This is a genomic window from Micromonospora lupini str. Lupac 08 (assembly GCF_000297395.2).
GTDB lineage: Bacteria > Actinomycetota > Actinomycetes > Mycobacteriales > Micromonosporaceae > Micromonospora > Micromonospora lupini.
In genome coordinates, this window is record NZ_HF570108.1 from 3,832,566 (window position 1) to 3,852,181 (window position 19,616).

General features: G+C 71.7%; 19 protein-coding genes. 5 read left to right on the forward strand and 14 right to left on the reverse strand.

Annotated features, from left to right (window positions below):
- Positions 1 to 38: 38 nt before the first annotated feature.
- The 7 genes from MILUP08_RS18745 to MILUP08_RS18775 all read right to left on the reverse strand — a co-directional run bounded on the left by MILUP08_RS18745 (position 39) and on the right by MILUP08_RS18775 (position 9,334).
- Positions 39 to 2,735 carry a fibronectin type III domain-containing protein gene (locus tag MILUP08_RS18745; protein ID WP_007460467.1) on the reverse strand — a complete coding sequence of 899 codons (2,697 nt, stop codon included), beginning with the start codon at positions 2,733 to 2,735 and terminating at the stop codon, positions 39 to 41.
- 306 nt (positions 2,736 to 3,041) lie between these two features.
- The gene (locus tag MILUP08_RS18750; protein ID WP_007460468.1) at positions 3,042 to 3,872 is read right to left on the reverse strand and encodes a MerR family transcriptional regulator; all 831 of its coding nucleotides are present in this window, start codon (positions 3,870 to 3,872) and stop codon (positions 3,042 to 3,044) included.
- Positions 3,873 to 3,930: 58 nt separating this feature from the next.
- Positions 3,931 to 5,520 (reverse strand): asparagine synthetase B family protein, encoded by a 1,590-nt coding sequence (locus tag MILUP08_RS18755; RefSeq protein ID WP_007460470.1) that lies wholly within the window; start codon positions 5,518 to 5,520, stop codon positions 3,931 to 3,933.
- A gap of 4 nt (positions 5,521 to 5,524) precedes the next feature.
- The gene (locus tag MILUP08_RS18760; protein WP_007460472.1) at positions 5,525 to 6,493 is read right to left on the reverse strand and encodes a DUF5715 family protein; all 969 of its coding nucleotides are present in this window, start codon (positions 6,491 to 6,493) and stop codon (positions 5,525 to 5,527) included.
- Between the two features lie 139 nt (positions 6,494 to 6,632).
- The gene (locus MILUP08_RS18765; RefSeq protein WP_007460474.1) at positions 6,633 to 7,430 is read right to left on the reverse strand and encodes an isocitrate lyase/PEP mutase family protein; all 798 of its coding nucleotides are present in this window, start codon (positions 7,428 to 7,430) and stop codon (positions 6,633 to 6,635) included.
- On the reverse strand, positions 7,427 to 8,452 hold the full coding sequence (locus MILUP08_RS18770) for a cytochrome P450 (protein WP_237747123.1): 1,026 nt from the start codon (positions 8,450 to 8,452) through the stop codon (positions 7,427 to 7,429). The genes MILUP08_RS18765 and MILUP08_RS18770 overlap by 4 nt, the downstream gene beginning before the upstream one ends.
- Before the next feature lie 144 nt (positions 8,453 to 8,596).
- A complete protein-coding gene (locus tag MILUP08_RS18775; RefSeq protein WP_007460478.1) occupies positions 8,597 to 9,334 on the reverse strand; it encodes an ArsR/SmtB family transcription factor in 738 nt (245 codons plus the stop codon).
- Between the two features lie 102 nt (positions 9,335 to 9,436).
- Between MILUP08_RS18775 and MILUP08_RS18780 the strand changes: the two genes are divergently transcribed.
- Positions 9,437 to 11,659 carry a glycoside hydrolase family 43 protein gene (locus MILUP08_RS18780; RefSeq protein ID WP_007460480.1) on the forward strand — a complete coding sequence of 741 codons (2,223 nt, stop codon included), beginning with the start codon at positions 9,437 to 9,439 and terminating at the stop codon, positions 11,657 to 11,659.
- Between the two features lie 404 nt (positions 11,660 to 12,063).
- Here the strand turns inward: MILUP08_RS18780 and MILUP08_RS18785 are convergent, their stop codons facing one another.
- Together MILUP08_RS18785 and MILUP08_RS18790 are read right to left on the reverse strand one after the other, a co-directional pair.
- Positions 12,064 to 12,789: a hypothetical protein gene (locus tag MILUP08_RS18785; RefSeq protein WP_144056962.1), complete on the reverse strand. Its 726-nt coding sequence runs from the start codon at positions 12,787 to 12,789 to the stop codon at positions 12,064 to 12,066.
- A gap of 2 nt (positions 12,790 to 12,791) precedes the next feature.
- Positions 12,792 to 13,193 (reverse strand): hypothetical protein, encoded by a 402-nt coding sequence (locus MILUP08_RS18790; RefSeq protein WP_051065750.1) that lies wholly within the window; start codon positions 13,191 to 13,193, stop codon positions 12,792 to 12,794.
- Between the two features lie 182 nt (positions 13,194 to 13,375).
- Here MILUP08_RS18790 and MILUP08_RS18795 point away from each other — a divergent pair, with 182 nt between their 5' ends.
- Positions 13,376 to 14,041, forward strand: a complete 666-nt coding sequence (locus MILUP08_RS18795; protein ID WP_007460489.1) for a glycine-rich domain-containing protein — start codon at positions 13,376 to 13,378, stop codon at positions 14,039 to 14,041.
- Positions 14,042 to 14,072: 31 nt separating this feature from the next.
- On the opposite strand, the gene MILUP08_RS18800 is transcribed toward MILUP08_RS18795, so the two are convergent.
- Genes MILUP08_RS18800 through MILUP08_RS18810 form a run of 3 tightly spaced genes read right to left on the reverse strand, consistent with a single transcriptional unit; the run spans position 14,073 to position 16,282 of the window.
- Positions 14,073 to 14,510 carry a VOC family protein gene (locus MILUP08_RS18800; RefSeq protein WP_039908313.1) on the reverse strand — a complete coding sequence of 146 codons (438 nt, stop codon included), beginning with the start codon at positions 14,508 to 14,510 and terminating at the stop codon, positions 14,073 to 14,075.
- Between the two features lie 24 nt (positions 14,511 to 14,534).
- Complete coding sequence (locus MILUP08_RS18805) at positions 14,535 to 15,056, reverse strand: 2'-5' RNA ligase family protein (RefSeq protein WP_007460492.1); 522 nt, start codon at positions 15,054 to 15,056, stop codon at positions 14,535 to 14,537.
- A 23-nt stretch (positions 15,057 to 15,079) separates the two neighbouring features.
- Entirely contained in the window at positions 15,080 to 16,282 is a 1,203-nt protein-coding gene (locus MILUP08_RS18810) for a low temperature requirement protein A (protein WP_007460494.1), read from the reverse strand.
- A 333-nt stretch (positions 16,283 to 16,615) separates the two neighbouring features.
- Between MILUP08_RS18810 and MILUP08_RS18815 the strand changes: the two genes are divergently transcribed.
- Positions 16,616 to 17,200, forward strand: coding sequence for a DinB family protein (locus MILUP08_RS18815; RefSeq protein ID WP_007460496.1), 585 nt, complete (start codon positions 16,616 to 16,618; stop codon positions 17,198 to 17,200).
- 118 nt (positions 17,201 to 17,318) lie between these two features.
- Here the strand turns inward: MILUP08_RS18815 and MILUP08_RS18820 are convergent, their stop codons facing one another.
- Positions 17,319 to 18,239 (reverse strand): RNA polymerase subunit sigma-70, encoded by a 921-nt coding sequence (locus MILUP08_RS18820; protein ID WP_007460498.1) that lies wholly within the window; start codon positions 18,237 to 18,239, stop codon positions 17,319 to 17,321.
- Between the two features lie 137 nt (positions 18,240 to 18,376).
- Between MILUP08_RS18820 and MILUP08_RS18825 the strand changes: the two genes are divergently transcribed.
- Entirely contained in the window at positions 18,377 to 19,093 is a 717-nt protein-coding gene (locus tag MILUP08_RS18825; protein WP_007460500.1) for a DUF899 family protein, read from the forward strand.
- On the opposite strand, the gene MILUP08_RS36785 is transcribed toward MILUP08_RS18825, so the two are convergent.
- Positions 19,071 to 19,208 (reverse strand): hypothetical protein, encoded by a 138-nt coding sequence (locus MILUP08_RS36785; RefSeq protein WP_192580493.1) that lies wholly within the window; start codon positions 19,206 to 19,208, stop codon positions 19,071 to 19,073. The genes MILUP08_RS18825 and MILUP08_RS36785 overlap by 23 nt on opposite strands.
- On the opposite strand from MILUP08_RS36785, the gene MILUP08_RS18830 reads away from it, so the two are divergent.
- On the forward strand, positions 19,207 to 19,614 hold the full coding sequence (locus tag MILUP08_RS18830) for a hypothetical protein (protein ID WP_144056964.1): 408 nt from the start codon (positions 19,207 to 19,209) through the stop codon (positions 19,612 to 19,614). The two genes, MILUP08_RS36785 and MILUP08_RS18830, sit on opposite strands and share 2 nt — an antisense overlap.
- The last annotated feature ends 2 nt before the right edge of the window (positions 19,615 to 19,616 follow it).

Here is a 19,616-nt window from a genome sequence, read left to right on the forward strand (position 1 = left end):
CGTGGTGACGCGCCACCCGCACCCTCATCCGGCGAGCGTCAGCGCAGCGTGCCGCTGACGACGCTCAACTTTCTGGACTCGGCCAGCCGTCGGGCGTCGAGGGCCTTCTGCTTGGCAGTGGCCTTGCTGCCCTTGGCGGCCTTGGCGGCGGTCGGCATCGCGGAGCCACCGAGCGCGTCGACGTCGTACCCGATCCAGAACGGTCCGAGCGTGTCCACGGCGAACGTCAGCGCGATGTGCACCGAGCTACCGGGGGCCAGACCACCCAGGTCGAGCGGGACGGTAAGCGTGGTGGCCAACCCGCCGCCGGGTGGGCTGGTCGCCGGAAGGTCCATCGACAGGTTGCGCACCAGCAGGGTCCGACCGTCGCTTACCGTGATGGAGCTGGTGGGTGTGGTCGGGTTGATCAGCCGCATGTTCGCGTGCACCACCGGCGACGAGCCGCCGGGCAGCGGTGCCCCGTTGACCTGGCTGAGGCTGGTGATCCGGATCCGCGCCTGGGTGATCGGGGCGCCGGAGCGGTTGACGAGGGTCCGCCGGATGACCAGGTTGCCCGGGGTGCGGACGCGGTTCGGCGCGGCCGACTGGGCAACGTTCGGGTCGAGCAGCGTCGACTGCATGGCGCTGTTCTGCTGGTAGGTGCCGAGGCTGTTCTGCGGCGACGGCGTTCCCAGGGCCGACGGCACGCCGTTGATCGGCCCCTGCACGGTCGCCACCAGGCGGAAGTCCGTGGCGTTGTCCGACGTGTCCTGTGGCTGGCCGCCCACCTTGAGCCGGTTCCAGGCGAAGTGCACGAACGGCGGGCTGCCGAAGGCCGGCAGCGGGGTGCCCTCGTAGAAGCCGGCAGTGGAGCCGGCGGAATCGACGACCGTGTGGGCGGTGTCCGGGGCGACCACCCGCAGGCCGCCCTGGCCCAGACTGGGCACGACGTAGTCGGGTTCGATGTTTGTCAGCGAGTAGTCGGTCGCCACCGCCAGGAATCCACGGCGCGGCGGCAGCGGACGCTCGGTGCCGGGGATCAGCAGGGAGAGCCCGCCTGGCGCCTCGATACGGAACCCGGCGATGGGCAGATTCAGTTCGGTGGTGTTCACCAGCGATACGTACTGGTCGGTGAGGCCGGAGATGCCGGACTGGGCGAACTGCTCGATCAACAGTTGCCCCGACACGGCGGAGACCTCGATGGTGACGGTGTTCGACACGGCCTCGGCGCTCGGGTTGGTGCCGTCGTACTGGACGCGGAACCGGTTGAGCCCGAAGGCGGGCATCTGCAGGTCGAACGACGCGGCGTTGAGCACCACCGGGAAGCTGCCCAGGGGCGTCTCCACGCCGTTGGGCAGTTCGTCGATGAGCGAGACGGATCCTTCGGCGACACCCGGGCCGACGGCGACCTCGAAGTGCACGGCGGTGCCGAAGGTGACGGCGTTGGCGGACGCGGTGAGCGTGACCACGCTGGCCGGCTGTATGACGAGTCGGATCCCCTTGGTGGTGGTGAATCCGTTCGCGTCCGTCACCCGGATGGTGCCCAGGAACGCGCCGGCGGCGGTGGGCCGGCCGGAGATCAGACCGGTGCCGGGCGCGAGGGTCAGGCCGGGGGGCAGGACCCCGCCGGCGAGGGACCAGACGAAGGGCGCCGTGCCGCCGATGACGGTGAGCTGTTCGGCGTACGCGCCACCGACCTCACCCAGGGGTGGCGCCGGGAAATCGAGCACCGGCGCCAGGTTGACGGTCAGCACGATCAACCGGGTGCCGGACCGGTTGGCGGTGTCGACCACCCGGATGACCACCGGGTAGACGCCCGCCGTGGTGGGCACACCGGAGATGCCGTTGGACGTCGGGTTCAGGATCAGCCCCGGCGGCAGCGTCCCGGACGCCACCGACCAGACGAAGGGCGGCACGCCGTGGGTGACGTTGAGCTGCGCGTTGTACGCGATGCCGACGGTGGCGGAGGTCGGCGCGTCGAACAGCAGCGTCGGGGAGACGTTCGCGGTGACCTCTTGGGACTGGGCGGATTCCGGGCCGGTGCCCTCGTCGGTACGGGCGGCCACCGTGAAGCGGTAGGTGACCGTCGGGGTGAGCCCGGTGACGGTCTGCGTGCTGGCCGGGCCGAAGGTCTGGCTGGCCTGGCGGACGCCGGCCACCCACGGGGTGACCTCGTAGCCGGTGATCGGTGACCCGCCGTCCGGGCCGGGGGTCCAGCTCAGCCGGGCCGACGCGGTGTCGGCGGTGACAGCGATGATTGTCGGCGCACCCGGCAGCGCCATGATCCTGGCTGCCCTGGAGGGCTTGCTGGCCGGGCCGGTGCCGACGGCGTTCTTCGCGGCGACGGTGAAGGTGTAGGTGCCCTTGGCGGTGAGGCCCTCGATCTTCTGGGTGGTCTTCGACGCGTCGAAGGTCACCGTTTTCGTCTTCATACCGTTGCGGTACGCGGTGACCAGGTAGCCGGTGAGGGCGGCGCCGCGGTCGGCGGGCGCCTTCCACTTCACCGTGGCGGTGCCGGCCCGCCAGGACGCGCTGGGCGTCGCCGGAGCGGCCGGCGGCTGCTCCGGGGCGGCTGCCACGGCGATCCGCTCCAGGGCGGCGGCCGGCGCGGCGACCGGCACGGACGCGGGTGTGGGGGTACGACTCGGGGCGCGCGCGGAGGCCGCCGTGGGTGCGACGAGCAGGCTGACGAGCAGCGCCAGGACGGCGGCGCAGGCGGTGACGACCCGTGGACGGGCGCGGAGCAGTGGGGACATCGATGTTCTCCCTCTCCGGGGGACGAGGACCGCAACGGATGGAGGAAGAAGGCGGGCGACCGGGTCTGTCTGTCCACGGTGGCCGCTCGCCTGGTGCCCCCGGCCGCAGGGCGACTGGTAGAAACACGATCCGCCGCTCGCGAAACGACTTTCGCGTATCGGGCGACGCACCTAGTGCGGTTCTACCAGTTTTCGCAGCTCAGAGGCCATATGCGCAGCGGGAAACCGTCCCCCTTGACGCCCAGGCTGTCCGGAACCCGACTGCCGTCGCGTCCTCATGACGAGGACGCGACGGCAGCGCGACGGTCAGGCGCGATCGACGGTGAGCTGGAGCTCGGTGACGCCCTGCTCCGGGGCGTCCGGGCAGTACTCCAGGTACACCTCGCGGGCGAACCCGTCGGTGCGGTAGCCGTTCTCCTCGATCCACCGGGCGAGCACCTCGATGCTCTGCTCGACGTCGTCCATCGCGCCATGGTGGACGATCGTCGCGGCAGTGCCGACCGCGGGCAGCTCCCGTACCGCCAGGTCGGGGACTGCCGAGACGCCGGCGCCGACGGTCACCCCGGCATGCACGACCACCGCGTCGCCGTCGCCGTCGGCGGCCGGTTCGTACCAGGCGATGGCCGGGCCCGTCGGCGTGATCCCGGCCTCGGTCAACCGGCGGAACAGCTCCGGGTAGAGCGGCTGGATCACCGGACCGATGTCCTGGCTCGCATAGCTGGGCGCGACGGCGGTCAGCTCCGCGACGCGCACCGGCGCGATCTCCTTGAGTACGACGTCCTGGGTGGTCATCAGACCCTCCGATTCGATCATCCGGAGCCTCGCCTCGACGGCCGCCAGCCGGGCGGTGTCGGCGGCCAGTTGCGCCGTCAACTGGCTACGGCGCAACCGCAGCATGCCCCGCAACTCGGCCACGTCGACGGCGTCGTCCAGGATCGCCCGCACCTGTTCCAGGGTGAGACCCAGGTCCTTGAGGGCGATCACCCGGTTGAGCCGACGCAGCTGGTCCGCCCGGTAGAAGCGGTAGCCGGTGTGCACGTCGACGCTTGCCGGGCGGAGCAGGCCGATGCTGTCGTAGTGACGCAGCATCCGCACCGACACGCGGCCCAGTCGGGCGAAGTCTCCGATGGTGAACATGGTCCCCTCACGCTCGTCCCTGACACGGTGTCAGAGTCAAGCGTCGGGTGGAGAGGGTTCAGCGGCGGGGCGGGCGGGGCCCGACCAGCCGGCGGACCATCGGCGCGGCGTTCCACTTCGCCGCCCCGACCAGGTCGCGGGCGTGTTCCAGGACTGTGTAGTCGGGCCGGTTCATCCCGTCGGCGATGGCCCGGTCCAGGTCGTTGCCGCAGCGGCTGAGGACTGTGTCGAAGTCACGGCGGACCGGTTCCAGCAGGTCGTAGCCGAACGACCTGTGCATCCGGGCGAAGAGCGGCTTGTAGAGCCGGACCCGTTCGTGCAGCCCGGTGGAGTACGACATGGGGTTCTTCGGCCGGCGCAGGACGTAGTCGGGCAGCACGTCCGCGAACGCCCGTCGCACGATCCACTTCTCCTGGCCGTCGCGCACCTTCAGATCCAGGGGCAGACGCATCGCCAACTCCACCACGCTGAGGTCGAGGAAGGGCACCCGCGCCTCCACCCCGTGGGCCATGGCGGTCCGGTCGACCCGCTGCAACTCCGTACGGCACAGGTTGCGGATGCGGTGCAGGAACAGCCGACGCGACGCGATCGGGTCGACCTGGCGGTACATGGGGTACCCGCCGAACAGCTCGTCGGAGCCGTCGCCGGTGAGCACCACCTTGACGCCCAGGTCGCGCAGTCGCCGGAAGATCGGCACCGAGACGACGGCGTTGATGATGTCGCCGTACTCGGTCAGCTCGGAGATCCGGATGGCCTCGCGCACGTCGGCCAGCCGGATGTCGCGGGGGCGCAGCTCGACCACCACGTGCGGCACGTCGAGGTCGGCGGCGAGCCGCCGGGCGTACGCCACGTCGGGGCTGTCCGGCACGCCGACGGTCACGGCCACGCAGTCCGGGTGGATGTCACGCATCTGCCGCAGCGTCAACGAGCTGTCCAGCCCACCGGAGAGCACCACCCCGACGGTCAGGTCGGTCTCCACCCGCATCCGGATGGCGTCGGTCAGGGCGGCCCGGACGAGCAGTGTGGCCTCGTCCGGGTCGTCGATGACCGGCAGACCCGCGCCGATGGTGAGCAGGTCGACGTAGGGACGCAGCCGCACGGGCCCGTCCGGCTCGGCCCAGCCGTGGTGTCCGGGTGGCACCTCGGCGACCGGGGCGTGGTGCCCGACCAGCGCCTTCACCTCGGAAGCGAGGTACAGGCAGCCGGGTCGCCGGGACCAGTACAGCGGTTTCACCCCGAGCGGGTCGCGGGCCAGGTACGCCCGGCCGGTGGCGCGTTCGACGATCGCGAAGGCGTACTCGCCGCGCAGCCGCGTCACCGCCGACTCGCCCCACTGTTGGAACGCGGCCAGCAGCACCTCGGTGTCGCTGTCGGTGCGGAACACCAGCCCGAGTCGGGTGAGCTGCGCGCGCAGCTCCCGGTGGTTGAAGATCTCGCCGTTGAAGCAGAGCAGCCAGCGCTCGTCGGTCGAGGTCCAGGGCTGCACCGCACGGTCCCGGTCGACGACGCGCAGCCGGCGGGTTCCGGCGAGCAGCCCGTTCTCGGAGCGGGTCTCGGTGACCTCGCCGCGCGGGGCGAGGACGGCGAGCATCCGCCGGAAGGTCGCCGGGTCCGCCTCGGGGCCGAGGCTCAACGCGATGCCGCACACGGGCTCAGACCCCCATCTCGGCCTCGTACGCCCGGCGCAGACGTCGCCGGGCGGTGGGCGCGAGACACAGGTGCCAGGCCTGCCCCTCGTCGATGACGTTCAGCTCGCCGGCGTCCTGGCGGGCCAGCAGCAGCTCCGCGAGGGTGTCTCGTGCGCCGAACCGCTCGAACCAGGCCAGCTCGACGTCGGCCGAGTAGCCGAGGCAGTGCCCGCTGGGCAGCATCGCGGCGTAGCCCAGGCGACGCAGGCGGTACTGGTGCTCGGTGCTGCGTACGAGGCTGGTCACCCACAGCGGCGGGGTGGCCGGTGGCGCGGCGGCGGCGAACTCCCGGCCCAGCTCGTTGAGCAGGGCCACCACCTCCCGGCGGGCCCGACGGAACAGCAGCCCGGCGGTGTGCGGGCTCGCGTCGGGGCGCAGTCGCCGGCGCAGTCCGCGCGCGGCGCGGCCCAGGACGGTGGCGGGTTGCTCCTGGTACCGGAAGCGCAGCAGGTCCCGGCGGCGCAGCCACTCCAGGTCGACGAGGTCGGCGCTGCCGTTGACCTGGTCGTCGGTGACGAAGATCGGGGCGTCCTGCCACCACAGCACGTCGATGCGGGAGAGGAGGTAGATCCGGACCAGCGCGGTGAGGTCCCGTGCCGAGGTGCGCTCGTTCGGCTGGTAACGGGCCATCTCCAGCAGCAACGTCTCGCGGGCGCCCAGCAGACCCTGCGGGGTGGCGTCGAGCACGGCGGCCAGGGCCGGTTCGCGCAGCCGCTCGTCGATGAGCACCTGGCGGGCCCGGGTGCTGGTGGCGTCGGCCAGGGCGCCCACCTCGACCAGCAGGTCGGCCACGGCAGCCCGGTAGGCGGCGAGGTCGGGCGCGGCGGTGGGCGGCCGGCGGGCGGCAGAGCTGGGCGGGCGGCGGCGGGCGGGGGCGGTGGGCGACGCGGGCGGTCCGGGCTGCTGGCCCGGACTACGGCTGGGCACTCGCATGACGGGGTCCCTTCTCCGGTCACGGCGCTGGGTAGATCGCCCTGAACACACCGTAATCATCGGGACCGGGCACAGACCGAACAATCCTCCGATCTCCCCCCGAACGGACGCGACCGCCGCCGCGCGCCGACGGGGACCGTCAGTCGCCGTCCGTCGCCACCAGGCCCTGCACCTCGGCGTACGACGGCAGTCCCGCCGCCACGGCGACTCCGCCGGTTCGGACGGCGTCGGCGGCCTCGACCGCGGCGCCCAGGGCGGCTCGGAACAGCAGGGAGCCGGTGCTGACCCGCGCCACCCCGGCCCGGCCCAGCTCGGCCAGACCCGGCCCGCCCGGTTGGTACAGCGCGTTGACCGGCGCGTCGAGTCGTTCGGTGAGCACGCGCAGCGTCGCCGGGTCGACGGTTCCCGGCGCGAAGATGCCGTCCGCGCCGGCCGCCCGGTAGGCGCGAGCACGGGCGAGGGCCTCCGGCAGCGGGTCGGCCACCCCGAGCCACCACGTGTCGGTACGCGCGTTGACGAACAGGTCCGGCACCGCCGCCTTCACCGCCGCGATCGTGTCGGCGACGCTCTCGGGTTCGGCGAGAGTGCCGTCCGGGCGCCCGTCCTCCAGGTTGATGCCGACCACGCCGAGGCCGGCCAGCTCCGTCACGTACCCGGCGACCTCCGCCGGGTCGTCGCTGAACCCGGCCTCCACGTCGACGCTGAGCAGCACCGGCAGTCGAGCCAGCCGCCGGGCCAGCGCCAGGGTCTCCCCCGCGGTGGCCGCCGCGCCGTCGGGAAGGCCGGCGGTCGCGGCGACGCCGAGGCTTGTGGTGCCGATCGCCGGGTGGCCACGCGCGGCGAGCGCCGCCGCCGAGGCGTGGTCCCAGGCGTTGGGCAGCAGCAGGGGACGGCCGCTGCGGTGCAGGGCGTGGAACGCGGCACGGCGGTCGATCATCGGACGCTCACCTCCAGGCGGGTCGGCACACGCAGGGTCGGGTGCGGCTCGTGGCGCAGCGGGGTCGGGGTGCGCCGGCAGCGTTCCCGTAGGACGTCGAGCACTCCGCCGGCCAGGGCGAGGGCGTGCCGGTCGCCGGGGCAGCCGCGCTCCCCCGCCCCGAAGGTGAGCAGATCGGCGTCCGGGCGGCCGGGTCGGAAAGCCTCCGGTTCGGCGAACGCCCGCGGGTCGCGGTTGGCCGCGTCGAAGCGCACCAGCACCGGGCTGCCCGCCGGCAGGTCCCGTCCGCCCAGTCGTACCGCGTCGACGGTGACCCGTCGGGTGGCCCGGACCGGCGGGTCGAGGCGCAGCACCTCGGCCAGCAGGTCGGCGGTCCGCGCCGCGACCGGGACGGCCGGAGGGAGCACGTGATGGGCGGCGGCGCCGATCAGGCCGGCGGTCGCGTCGCACGCCTGGACCAGCAGACCGATCAGGTTCGCCCGTACCTCCGGGGGGCCTTCCGGCGCGAGCGCCAGCAGCGCCGCCACCGCCCGGTCCGCCCGTGCAACAAGAGCAGGATCAACCCCCGGGTGGTACGCCGCGGCGACGACGGCGACCGCCGTCCCGGCGGCGACCGGTTCGGAGAAGCCCAGCCGCCGGGCCAGCACCCGCAACGGCACCGGGCGGGCCAGTTCGGTCATCACGTCCAGGCGGTCACCGGCCCGGTCCAGGATCGTCGCCGTCAGCCGGGCCGCCTCGCGGCGCAGCTCGTCCGGGTCCAGCGCGGCCAGCGCGCCGACCCCGATCGCGCGGCGTTCGGCGTGCCGCTCAGGCGGGCTGAACCGGCTGACCGAGGCGCGCAACCAGGCGAGCGTGTCGGGCGGGCCGGTCTCGACGGCCGGCACCTGGAACGCCGGATCGGTGAGCGCGGTCCGCACGTCGGCGTGGCGTGTCACCCACCAGACGCCGTCGGCGTCGAGCGCGGGCGGGCCGCACGCCGGTGTTTCCGGGGCGGGCGCGATGACGGGCCGGGTGTCGGTCACCGCCCGACCGTAGGACCCGAACCGTTCGGCGCTCACCGAACGATCCGCGTGTGAAGAAGGGAGGGGTTTCGGTCGTCGGCATGGGTGTCGTGCCCTGGAGAAGGTGCACGATCGCGCAGCAGGGGCAGCCCTGGTGCCGACCGGTCAGGCGCGGCGGCCGGTGGGCGACGCGGGCGGGGCGAGACTGTGTTCCGGAACGGACAGGGCGGCGGCGAGGGCGGGCCGTCCGGTGGCGGTGAGCCGGATCGCCCGGCCGCCGCCCCGAGTGGTCCACCCCAGGTCGGTGAAGCGACGGCAGAGGGCCGCCCCGAGCGCACCGGCGAGGTGCGGGCGGCGTTCGGTCCAGTCCAGGCAGTCGCGCACCAGCGGGCGTCGGGTGGCGCGTAGCTCGTCGACCGGCACGCCCAGTCCGTCCAGCCAGGCCCAGCCGTCGGCGGTAAGCGTCAGTCCACTGGCCCGGTCCAGCCGACCGTCGGCCAGCAGCGCGTCGTACATCAGCACGCCCAGCCGCCCGGCGAGGTGGTCGTAGCAGGTCCGCGCGTACGCCAGGGCGGCGGTGGCGTTCGCGGCGCGCAGCGACCCGGTCGGTGGGGGCGCGCTCGGCGCGTGCCCGGCCAGGTCCTCGATCAGCTGGGCCACCGACGGCCCGGCCAGGCGCAGGTAGCGGTGCCGGCCCTGCCGTTCCTCGACGAGCAGCCCACCCCGGACGAGGCGGTTGAGGTGGTCAGTGGCTGTCGACGGGGCGACCCCGGCCCGCCGGGCCAGCTCACCCGCCGTCCAGGCCCGGCCGTCGAGCAGCGCCACGCAGATGCCGGCCCGGGTGCCGTCCGCCAGCAGGGCGGCCAGCTCGGCCATTGCCCGGCCGTCGGTGCCTGTGCTCATCGGCCCAGTCTAGGGAGGTGGCGTCGGCAGACTCTTTACAACGTTGTATCCAACGTTGTAAGAACGGAGGGCACACCGCCCACTCCCCCGAGGCAGGTCCACATGCGACATCTCCGCCGCGGCGGCGCGCTCGCCGCCGTGCTCGGTCTGCTCCTGGCCGTGCCCCCGTCCACGTCGGCGGCCGGATCCAGCGGCCCGTCCCGCTACCGCAACCCGGTCTCCGCCCACGTCGGCGACACCTTCGCCGACCCGGTCGTCGTCCGCGGCGACGACGGCTTCTGGTACGCCTACGGCACCACCGACCCGCTGCGCGAGGGCGAGGGCGTGTTCCACCGGGTGCCCACTGCCCGCTCGGCCGACCTGGTCGACTGGACGTACGTCGGCGACGCGTTCGGCCCCGACCAGCGCCCGCCCTACGCGGCGCCCGGCGCGGCGTACTGGGCGCCCGACGTGCGCCGCCTAGGCGACCGCTGGGTCATGTACGTGACGGTCACCGACACCACCGTCTCCGCCGAGGGCAGCGACTATGCCATCGGCGCGGCCACCGCCCCCACCCCCAGCGGGCCGTGGACCTTCGCCGAGCAGCCGGTCGTCGCCCCGCGCCCCGGCGGCGGTGGCGGCTGGCTGTGGACCATCGACCCGAGCCAGTTCACCGACGTCGACGGCCGCAGTTACCTCTACTACGGCAGCTACTACGGCGGCATCTCGGTCACCGAACTCAGTCCGGACGGCCTGCGCGCGGTCGGCACGCCCGCGCCCGTGGCCATCGACAACAAGTTCGAGGGCAGCTACGTGCTGCGCCACGACGGCTGGTACTACCTGTTCGCCTCCACGGCGAACTGCTGCGCCGGCCCGGCCACCGGCTACTCCGTCCAGGTCGGGCGCGCGCGCAGCCCTCGCGGCCCGTTCACCGACCGCGACGGCGTCGCCCTGACCGCGTCCCGGGCCGGCGGCACACCGGTGCTCACCCAGAACGGCAACCGCTGGATCGGCACCGGGCACAACGGGTTCCTCACCGACCTGTCCGGTCAGGACTGGATCGTCTACCACGCCATCGACCGCGCCGACCCGTACCTCGACGAGCCCTTCGGCATCAACGAGCGGCCGATGCTGCTCGACCGGCTGGACTGGATCGACGGCTGGCCGACGGTGAACGCCGGCGCCGGCCCGTCCGAGGGCGCCCGACCCGCACCGGTCACGACCGGTCGCGTGGACGAACGCTTCGACAGCGCGAGCCTCGCCGGCTGGCAACGCGCCGGCCGGTGGCAGGTCGCCGACGGCCGGCTCGACGGCAGCGGCGCGCTCACCAGCCGTACCACTGTGGGTCCGGACGTGCGCGCGGAGGCCGACCTGCGGCTCACCGGCGCGACAAGCGCCGGGGTCACCCTCGACGACCGGGTCGAGGTCCGGGTGGACGCGGCCGCCGGCCGGCTGGTCGCCCGCGACGGCCGCCGCCAGACCAGCACGCCGCTGCCCGCCGGACTCGACCTGGGCAACCGACACAACCTGGCCATCGAGGTACGCGGACAGCAGCTCACCGCCGAGCTGAGCCCCGCCCGCCTCGGTGACCAGCTCGCCGTGGTGTCGCTGCGGCTGGACCGCCCGGTCGTCGGTCGCCCCGGGTTGACGGCCGGCGGCGGCACGGCCGAGTTCGACAACGTCAGCGTGGCGCGGCTGTACCAGCCGGCCAAGCGGGTCGTGCCCGAGCCCCGGGTCGGTGCGCCGCTGCCGGCGTACTCCGACGAGTTCGGCGACGGGCTCGACGACCGCTGGCAGTGGGTACGCGCGGATCCGGCGGCAACCGTCGCCGACGGGGCGCTGCGCTGGCCCGTGCAGGCCGCCGACCTGACCGGCGCCGGCAACACGGCAGGCGTGCTGCTGCGCGACGCCCCGAGCGGCGACTACGTCGCCGAGACGACTGTGACGCTGGACCTGGGCGAGGAGACCGTCCGCAACTACCAGCAGGCCGGCCTGGTCGCCTACGTCGACGACGACCGGTTCGCCCGCCTGACCCAGGTGGCGATCTGGAACACCCGGCAGGTCGAGTACGGCTACGAGCTGCCCTTCGCCGGCCAGCCGGTGTACGGCGGCAGCATCGTCGGCACCCCGGCCACCACCACCTGGCTCCGGTTGGCGCACCACGTCGACCGGGCCACCGGGGAGCACGAGTTCCGGGCCGGGTCCAGCCGCGACGGACGTACCTGGACGTGGGGTGCGGTGTGGACGTTCCCGGCCGACACCACTCCCCGGATCGGGCTCGTCGCGCACGGCGGCGCCGAACCGGCGGTCACCGCGGAGTTCGACTACCTGCGCTTCTACCGCTGACTGGTTCCGGACGGCCCGGGGTACGACCTGCGGGCCGTCCGGACAGCGAGCCGGCGGGGCTCAACGGTTGTCGCGTTCCGCGGCTGCATGCCACCAGCCCGGTGGGCTCGGACCACCGACCGTCGCGGTCGGCTGGTCGGGGTGCAGGCCGAGCCGACGGAGAGCAGCACCCTGGATACGAATGTCGACCCAGCCGTGCCAATGGCCATCAGACCCGACCCCGCAGGAAAGACCCCACCTGATCGCGATCGGCTCAAACGGCATCCAGTCGATGCCCCGATCACGCAGTCAGGCGCGCACGGCGGCCATCGGCTGCGGACAACCACGGGCGTTCTCGTAGGCCACTACGGTGACCCATTCGACCTGCGACGCATCCATGAAGAGCACTGTAACGCGGGGACGACTCACCGACGTCGTCGTCGCCACCCCACCGTGCGACGGATGGCCGCACGGCAGGCATTGATCAGCTCGACGTCGAACTCCACGGCATGCCGTGCCCGGTACTCGGCCGGCAACGGTATCTTCCTGCTCTCCGGCACGACCCGCTCCACCCAGCCGTCGCGCAGCACATGCGGAGTGAGCACCCGGTCGGCACAGTTCAGTTGGGCGAGGAGCGTCGGCAACTCGATCCGGCTGTGGTGTCCGCCGGTCAGCGCCGCGAAGATCGTCTCGTACGGGCCGCCCTCGAATCCGATGATCGAGGAGACACTCAGGGTGCGTCGGCTTGGACGAGGTGTGCCAGCACCGGACGGAGTATCAGCGGCGGCGTCATGCAGGACGTTGAATGGTAGTTCGGCGAACCATCCCTGGGCCGACCACAGGATGATCCCCCTCGTCGGCGGGCTCACATGGACCCGCGATGCGCCGCCGTCGATCCCGATCCAATCCGGCCACCGGCGGCAGAAGTAGTCGCTGACGCCGCTCGCCCACCGCCGACCCAGCCCCGACTCCTGTAGACACTTCAGGTGGCACTGGCCGTAGCGGCCGTCGGCGAAGGATCGATCCGTATCGAGGAAGTACGGTGCGAGATAGAAATCCTGCCCCACCAGGCCGAGCGTCAGCCGGCGGCAGAAGCAGCAGGGTGCCGGAACAGCCCCGTCACGCACCTCAACACGGTCGTGGTCTGGCACGGTCACTGCTGGCCAAAGAGCAGCTGTTCGAGCTCTTCGAGCTGTTGCCGAGTCAGCCGAGGAGGACGCCAACCCAGAGCCTCCGCGTGGCGGAGGAACTCCTGCGGAAGGCCCACCCGATACCTCTCCACGTAGTACGGCAGGTCACTCGGCCACGACCACTCACCGTCGGTGAGTATGGAGAGTGGTGCGATCTCAGGCCGCGTCGCGTCCAGTTCGTCGTGCGCGTAGCCGGCCGACGCCGCCAGCACGGAACCGCCGGTGAGATAGCCGACGACCGGGCCCACCAGATCTGCGGTCAGCTTGCCGCTGGCCTCGCGTAGGCCCATCTCCGTTGGTTGCCCGTGCGGCAGGTCATTGAAATAGCCGACGTCCCGCACCTGGCTCACCTCCGCTTCGAACAACGCCGATGAGCCTAAACGAGCATGGCCCACCGTTCGATCCCTCCGCCGGACCGCGTGGTCGAGGAGACCCATCTCCTCATCCGGGGCGGCCTTGGCCTCCTGCCCTACCCTGAAGGGGCCGCGACGCCACTTCGGCAGGTCGGGGCCCTAGCGCTCGCACCTCGGGCGGATGGACGTGCCGCATGAACTGGACGACGTTCCGCAGCGACCGCACCCCTCGCCGACTCCGCGCCGTGTCCGACCTCCGGTTTCCCGCCGGCGGCCGTGAGCATCTGCGGAATCGGTATCCCCATCTCGGCGAGGACGATCTCGTGGTCGTCGAGACCGCGACCCGGCAGTGGTTCCGGCTCACCGCCCGCCAGAGCGGCGCGAAGCTGGCGATGCCGTCGGTGGTCGTGGGTGAGCTGTGGCGGGAACTGACCCTGCACACGCAGGACTACGCCGCCTTCTGCGACGCCGCGTTCGGGCGTCTCCTGCCCCACCTGGCCGGGTCCGCGACGGGCGGCGCCCCGCTGCTCGCCACGCTGAGCCAGGGCCGCCGGGACGAGGATTGCGGCCCCACCGGCCTTCCCCTGCTGTTCCGGGTGGACCAGCAGCTCAGCATCCCGGACGGCAACCGCTACCTCGCCGACTGCGGAGGCCGTGGCGAATGCTTCCCGGTCGCCAACCGGGTCTGCCTGCAACACCTCGGGGGGCCGGGTAAACGACCCAAGCCGCGCGGCATCCGCGGCGACCTGCCCTTCAACGACGGCCGGCACGGGTACGCCGGTGGCGCGGGCGAGAGCGGCGGCGGAGGCGGTGGCGAGTTCAGTGTCGGGGGTGGCGACGGCGGTGGAGGCGGCAACTGACTGCGCACGACCAACTGTGTGACACGACGCCCTAAAGGACGTCGAACTCGTTGCCCTCCGGGTCGACCATCGTCACGTGGTCGGGCGTCCCATCGAGTTCGTCCACCCGGAGCACGGCCCCGCCCGCCGCCACCAACGTGTCCACCTTCGCCTGGACCCGCGGCCAGCGCACCTCGAACGGCTCGTGCCGGCCGCCGCCGGCGTGGATGTCAAAGTGCATGCGGTTCTTGACCACCTTCGGCTCCGGCACCTTCAGGAACGACACGCCGGGCCGGACGCCGCCCGGGTCCTCGATGAAGGCGCCGTCGTCCCATTCGTCCTCGGGAACCTTGAAATGGGTCTGCCACGCCTCCCAGGTGGTGAACCCCTCCGGTGGTGCGGCCGGGACGTATCCCAGCGCGAGGCACCAGAACGCGGCCAGCTCGCGCGGGCGCGCGCAGTCGACGGTCAGCGACCACTGCTCGGACATCGCCACACCGTAGACCGCCACACGTCACACCGACGGCCGGGGCAACGGGGTCACCGTCCGGTCAGTGCCGTCGTAGCTGCGGGCCGCGTCGAAGGAGCCCGTCGGGCGCTGCCCACCGGTCACGGCACGGGCCAGCCGCAGGTCCGCGTCGCGGAACCGCAGCGCCAGGCTGAGGTGCGGAACCCACGCTCCCGGGGCGTGCCAGGGGCGCTGCCCGTCGGCCTCGGCGAGGGCGTCCCAGACCGCGGCGTGCAGCGCGGTCAGCGCCGGTGTGGGTCGTACGAGCCAGACCAGCGGGGCGCTGCCGTCGAGGACGACGACCCGGTCGAGCGTGACAGGCACCGGCAGCGCGGCGTCGAACAACTCGGCCAGGCGGTGTTCCACGCCGACCGGGAACTCGTCGACGGCGGCGAGGGTCAGATGCGGCCGGTTGGTCGGATGGATGTTGCGGGCGAGGCTGGGCAACCTGGCGGCCGCCAACCGACTCCAGACCGTCCGGATCGCGGCGTCCAACCCGGGTGAGCAGACCAGTTCCACCGTACGCACCCCGCCACGCTAGCGGGAACGCGTCACCGGCTCTGGCGGTACGGGTGAGCGGCCCCGCCGCCGGCCGCGGGGTTGACCCCGCCCGCGAGCCGCGCCCGGATCGTCAGGTCGAACGCGGCGACCGTGGTGATTGTCGCCGCGCCCAGCAGACCCACCGCCAGTGGCGGGAGTCGTGCCGCGACCGGGCTCAGGATCAGGCAGCCCACCACCGACGTGAGGCAGTACTTCGTCAACTGGCCGAACACCCACGCCTCGAAGACCAGTCGCCCGACCAGGAAGAGCAGCGGCCCGACCAGGACCGCGACCACGTTACCGGCCGACGTCCTCCCGCCGGGCGCCTTCAGCATCAACTCCCCGCCGATGCCGGTGAGCAGGATGCCCCCCACCATCAGCAGGTGAGTGTAGCCGGCCCGCAGGTTGACCCGGTACGGGTCGACGGCAACGTTGATCTTCACGGCGAGACTGCTCGTCGTCCGATAGAAGTAGGTCCACCAGAGGAAGACGACAGTCCAGAAGGTGATCAGGAAGGCAGCGGTGTCCTCCAGATCACGCGACGACTGCCGGTAGAAGTTGCCGGTCGCCAGGATCGTCTCGCCGAGAGCCAGGATGATGAACTGGCGGTACCGCTCGGCCAGATGTTCGCCCGAGAGGCGCCACTCCAAAGCCGTGGCCCGGCCGAGCCCTGGAACCCGCCAGCGCAATGCCGGCGCCGCGTAGTCGATCGCCAGCGCGCAGATCCACAGCAGGGCCCGCGCAGTGCCGTGGGACGCGGCCCCCGCGAACCACAGCGTCCCGGACAGCAGATACCAGATCACGCCCCGGACCGGCCGACGCCAGGCAGGCGTGCCCCGCAGATAAAAGGCCATGACCAGGGTACGGCCCAGGTGGATCCCGAGGTACGCGCCCGCGAAGACGAAGGCCTGATTGCCGAACGCGTCCGGCACGTTGATCGACATCAGCAGACTGCCGAGCATCACGCAGATGATCAGAACCTGCACGGCGGGACGTTCACAGTCGAGGCTGTCGGTGGCCAGGTTGGTGTTGTACCAGATCCACCAGAAGGCGAGCAGGAAGATCACTGCGTGCGCGGCGGCGACCCAGCTCGGCTCCTCGGCCAGGGTCGACGACAGGCGGCCGAGGGTGAAGATGAAGACGAGGTCGAAGAACAGTTCGACGGCGCTTGCCCGCACCGGGTTGACCGGACCCGCGGCGACCTTCCTGGGCATCAACCCATCATTGCATCCAATTCGGACATGAGGGCGCGACTGGTCTTATCGACCGGCGCACGATCCCGCCCCTGGCGCCGACCGACGGAGATCAGTTTCCGGGAGGAGGCGGGACGCTCGGTTCAGCGCCGCTCGTCGAGGCGGTTGCGCAGGGACCTGCCCGCTCCCCGCGCTCGGCGGGGCAGCCAGATCGCAGGTGCAGGCTTGCTTGCCCCGCCGCCGGTCTCCGCCAAACCGGTCGGGAGCAGATCGCCGCTGCTGCCCGGTGCACACGACCCGAGGCCGGGCTGACGGGCTTGAGGCCGTCATGGGCACGTGGCAGGCTCACGATCCGTGATCGACGACTTTGCGAAGACGTACCTGCACAGCGATCTGCGGGACATGCGCGAGGCGATCCTCTGGAAACTCGAAGGGCTCACCGAGTACGACATCCGCCGCCCCCTGACCTCGACCGGCACCAACCTTCTCGGCCTGGTCAAACACCTGTCGACTTGGGAGGCCCGCTACTTCGGAGACGTCTTCGGGCGACCGTTTCCTGAACCACTGGCCCGCTGGGACGACACCGACGCGAATGACCACGACATGTGGGCCACCGCGCACGAGACACGCGAGGAGATCATCGGCCACTACCGTCGCGTATGGGCGCACTCGGACGCGACGATCGACGCCCTTCCCCTCGACGCGACAGGCCACGTGCCCTGGTGGCCACGCCCGCAGGTCACGTTGTTCGCCATCATGGTGCACATCCTCACCGAGACGAGCCGGCATGCCGGACACGCCGACATCCTGCGCGAACAGCTCGACGGCTCGACAGGGACAGCGGTCTGGGATCCGAACGCTCAGCGCGACCCGGCCATCCGGGAAGCCCGTCGCGCAGAGATCGAACGGGCCGCCCGGGCAGCCGCCGGCCGTACCTGAGTTGAAGCGTGGTCGGAGACACCCTGCACTGGTCCACCTGGCGACGAACATCCCAAGCCCGAGCCCGGCGATCCCACTACCAGCGCAGCCTCGGCCACTTAGCTTGAGACTTACTCGTCTAGGGCTCGAGCGTGGCGGGCATGCTGAAGGCGGCGACGTGACGGGCACCGATGAAGGCGTTGCTCTCTACGATCTTCCCGTTCTCGATCCGGAGTACGTCGACGACCAGCGCCTCATAGTGCGGGCTGCCGGGCCGGCGGAGATAGTTGATCAGTGCCGGGCGCCCGTTGGCCGAGGTGGGGAAGGTACGCCAGTCCAGCGGTCGGCCGAGGAACTCCGCGGCCGCGTCGATCCCGACGACCGGCGGCTCGGGCGGCATCGTGATCCGTACGTCCTCGGCGAGCAGTGCCCGGAACGTCTCCGGGTCCTTCGCGTTGGCGTAGCGGCGCAGGATCTCTTCGTCCTCGCTGGTGAGCTGCGGTCGGCGCCAGTCCTGTGGGTCCGACGGAGCGCGCCGCCGGAGGGTGTGGCGGGCCCGCTGGAGGAGGCTGTTGACGGCCGCTACGGCGGTGTCGAGCGCGCCGGCGATCTCCTGCGGCGTCCAGCCGTAGACGTCGCGCAGCACGAAGGCCGCCCGCTGCCGCGGCGGCAGGTACATGAGCGCTGCGATCAGGGCCAGCTCGACGGTCTCCCGGGCGGCGAGAGCGGTCTGCGGATCGTCGGTCAACAGGGCGTCTGGATAGGGACCGAGCTCGGTGGACCACTCCAGCGGGTCACCATACGGAACCGTCCGGTGACCGGCCGCCTTGCGGCTGTCGAGGAAGACGTTCGTGGCGATCCGGTAGAACCAGGTGCGCGCCGACGCCCGACCCTCGAAGCGGTCGCGAGCCCGCCAGGCACGCAGGAAGGCCTCCTGCACCAGGTCGTCCGCGTCGGTGACGTTCCCTGCGAGGCGGTAGCAGTGCACGTGTAGCTCGCGCCGGTGCTCGTCGAAGGCGCGCTGCAGCCAGACCGCCTGCTCGTCAGGCGAGTCGGACATGTGATCTCCCCGGGGCTGATTGGTCCTCACCACCGTACTGACGACCGCGGACCCCATCCGTCATCGGTCACCGATGACGATCGCCGACTCGGTCGTCTGTACCTGTGACCGATCCCCACCCGACGAAGGAGACAGCCATGACGGCAACCCCCGCGTCCAGCGCAGCCACGCCCCCGGTCGTCGACCGGGAGACCTGGCTGCGCGAGCGCGACGAACTGCTGGCGCGGGAGAAGGCCCATACCCGCGAAGGAGACGCGATCGCAGCCGCTCGTCGTCAGCTGCCGATGACCTTGATGCCGACGGTGACGGTCCAGGGCCCCGACGGGGACACCCCGCTGGTGGAGGTTTTCGAGGGCCGCCGGATGCTCATCGCCTACTTCCACATGTGGCACGACGGCAAGCCGCACGAGCTTCAGTGTGAGGGGTGCACCTTCTGCACCTGTCACATGCAGACGCTGGACTACCTGCATGCCCGGGACGTCACCTACGCCGTGTTCTCTCAGGGCCCCTACGAGGAAAGCGCCCCGTTCGCGGAGTTCATGGGTTACCCGTTCCCCTGGTATTCGGCGAAAGAGTCCGACCCGGCTCTGGCCGACGGTCGTGACTTCGGGTTCATCGCGTGCTACCTGCGCGACGGCGACCAGGTCTACGAGACCTACTGGACCACCGGGCGTGGCGTGGAGGCGTTGACGACCAGCTACCACGCCTTGGACCTCACCGTGTACGGCCGGCAAGAGAACTGGGAAAACTCACCCCAGGGTTGGCCGCGGGTCAGTGGTCACCCGTGGCGGCTCAACGGCCGCCCCACCGCCCAATGGTCACGCCCCGGCGTTACGCCGGCGGTGACGTCCTGACGCTCGAGATGATCATGCTCGGGTCGGCCGCGGTGTCGGCCTGCTGCTGCGTCGTGCCGCGGGCGGGCGCGTCCCGCAGGGCCCGGATGCTCGCGGGTGCGATGGTGGCTGTCATGGTCGCGGTGACCCTCGACGCCGCACCGGTTGTGCAGTACGCGGGCGCACTGCTGCTCCTCGCCTTCGCGGTGGCACTCGTCACCAGCGGTCCGACCGAGCGCGGCCCGGAGGTGGAGTGGCACCGTACGGCCGGGGCCGTGCTCATGGCGCTCGCCGTGCTGATGCATCAACACGGCGGGTCGATGGCTATCCACCACATGGCCGCCGGGCCCCGGATGGACCACGGCACCGTCACCGGCCATGACGTGGCGCTCGTGTTGCTACGCGCCGCCACGGCGGCTTACCTCTGCTGGATGGCGGCCGCACTCGTCCGGCTGCGCAATCGACCGATCACGGATCTGCTCCGTTGGGAGCACCTGGCCATGGGGGCAAGCCTCGCGGCCATGATCTTCTTCATGAGCTAGCC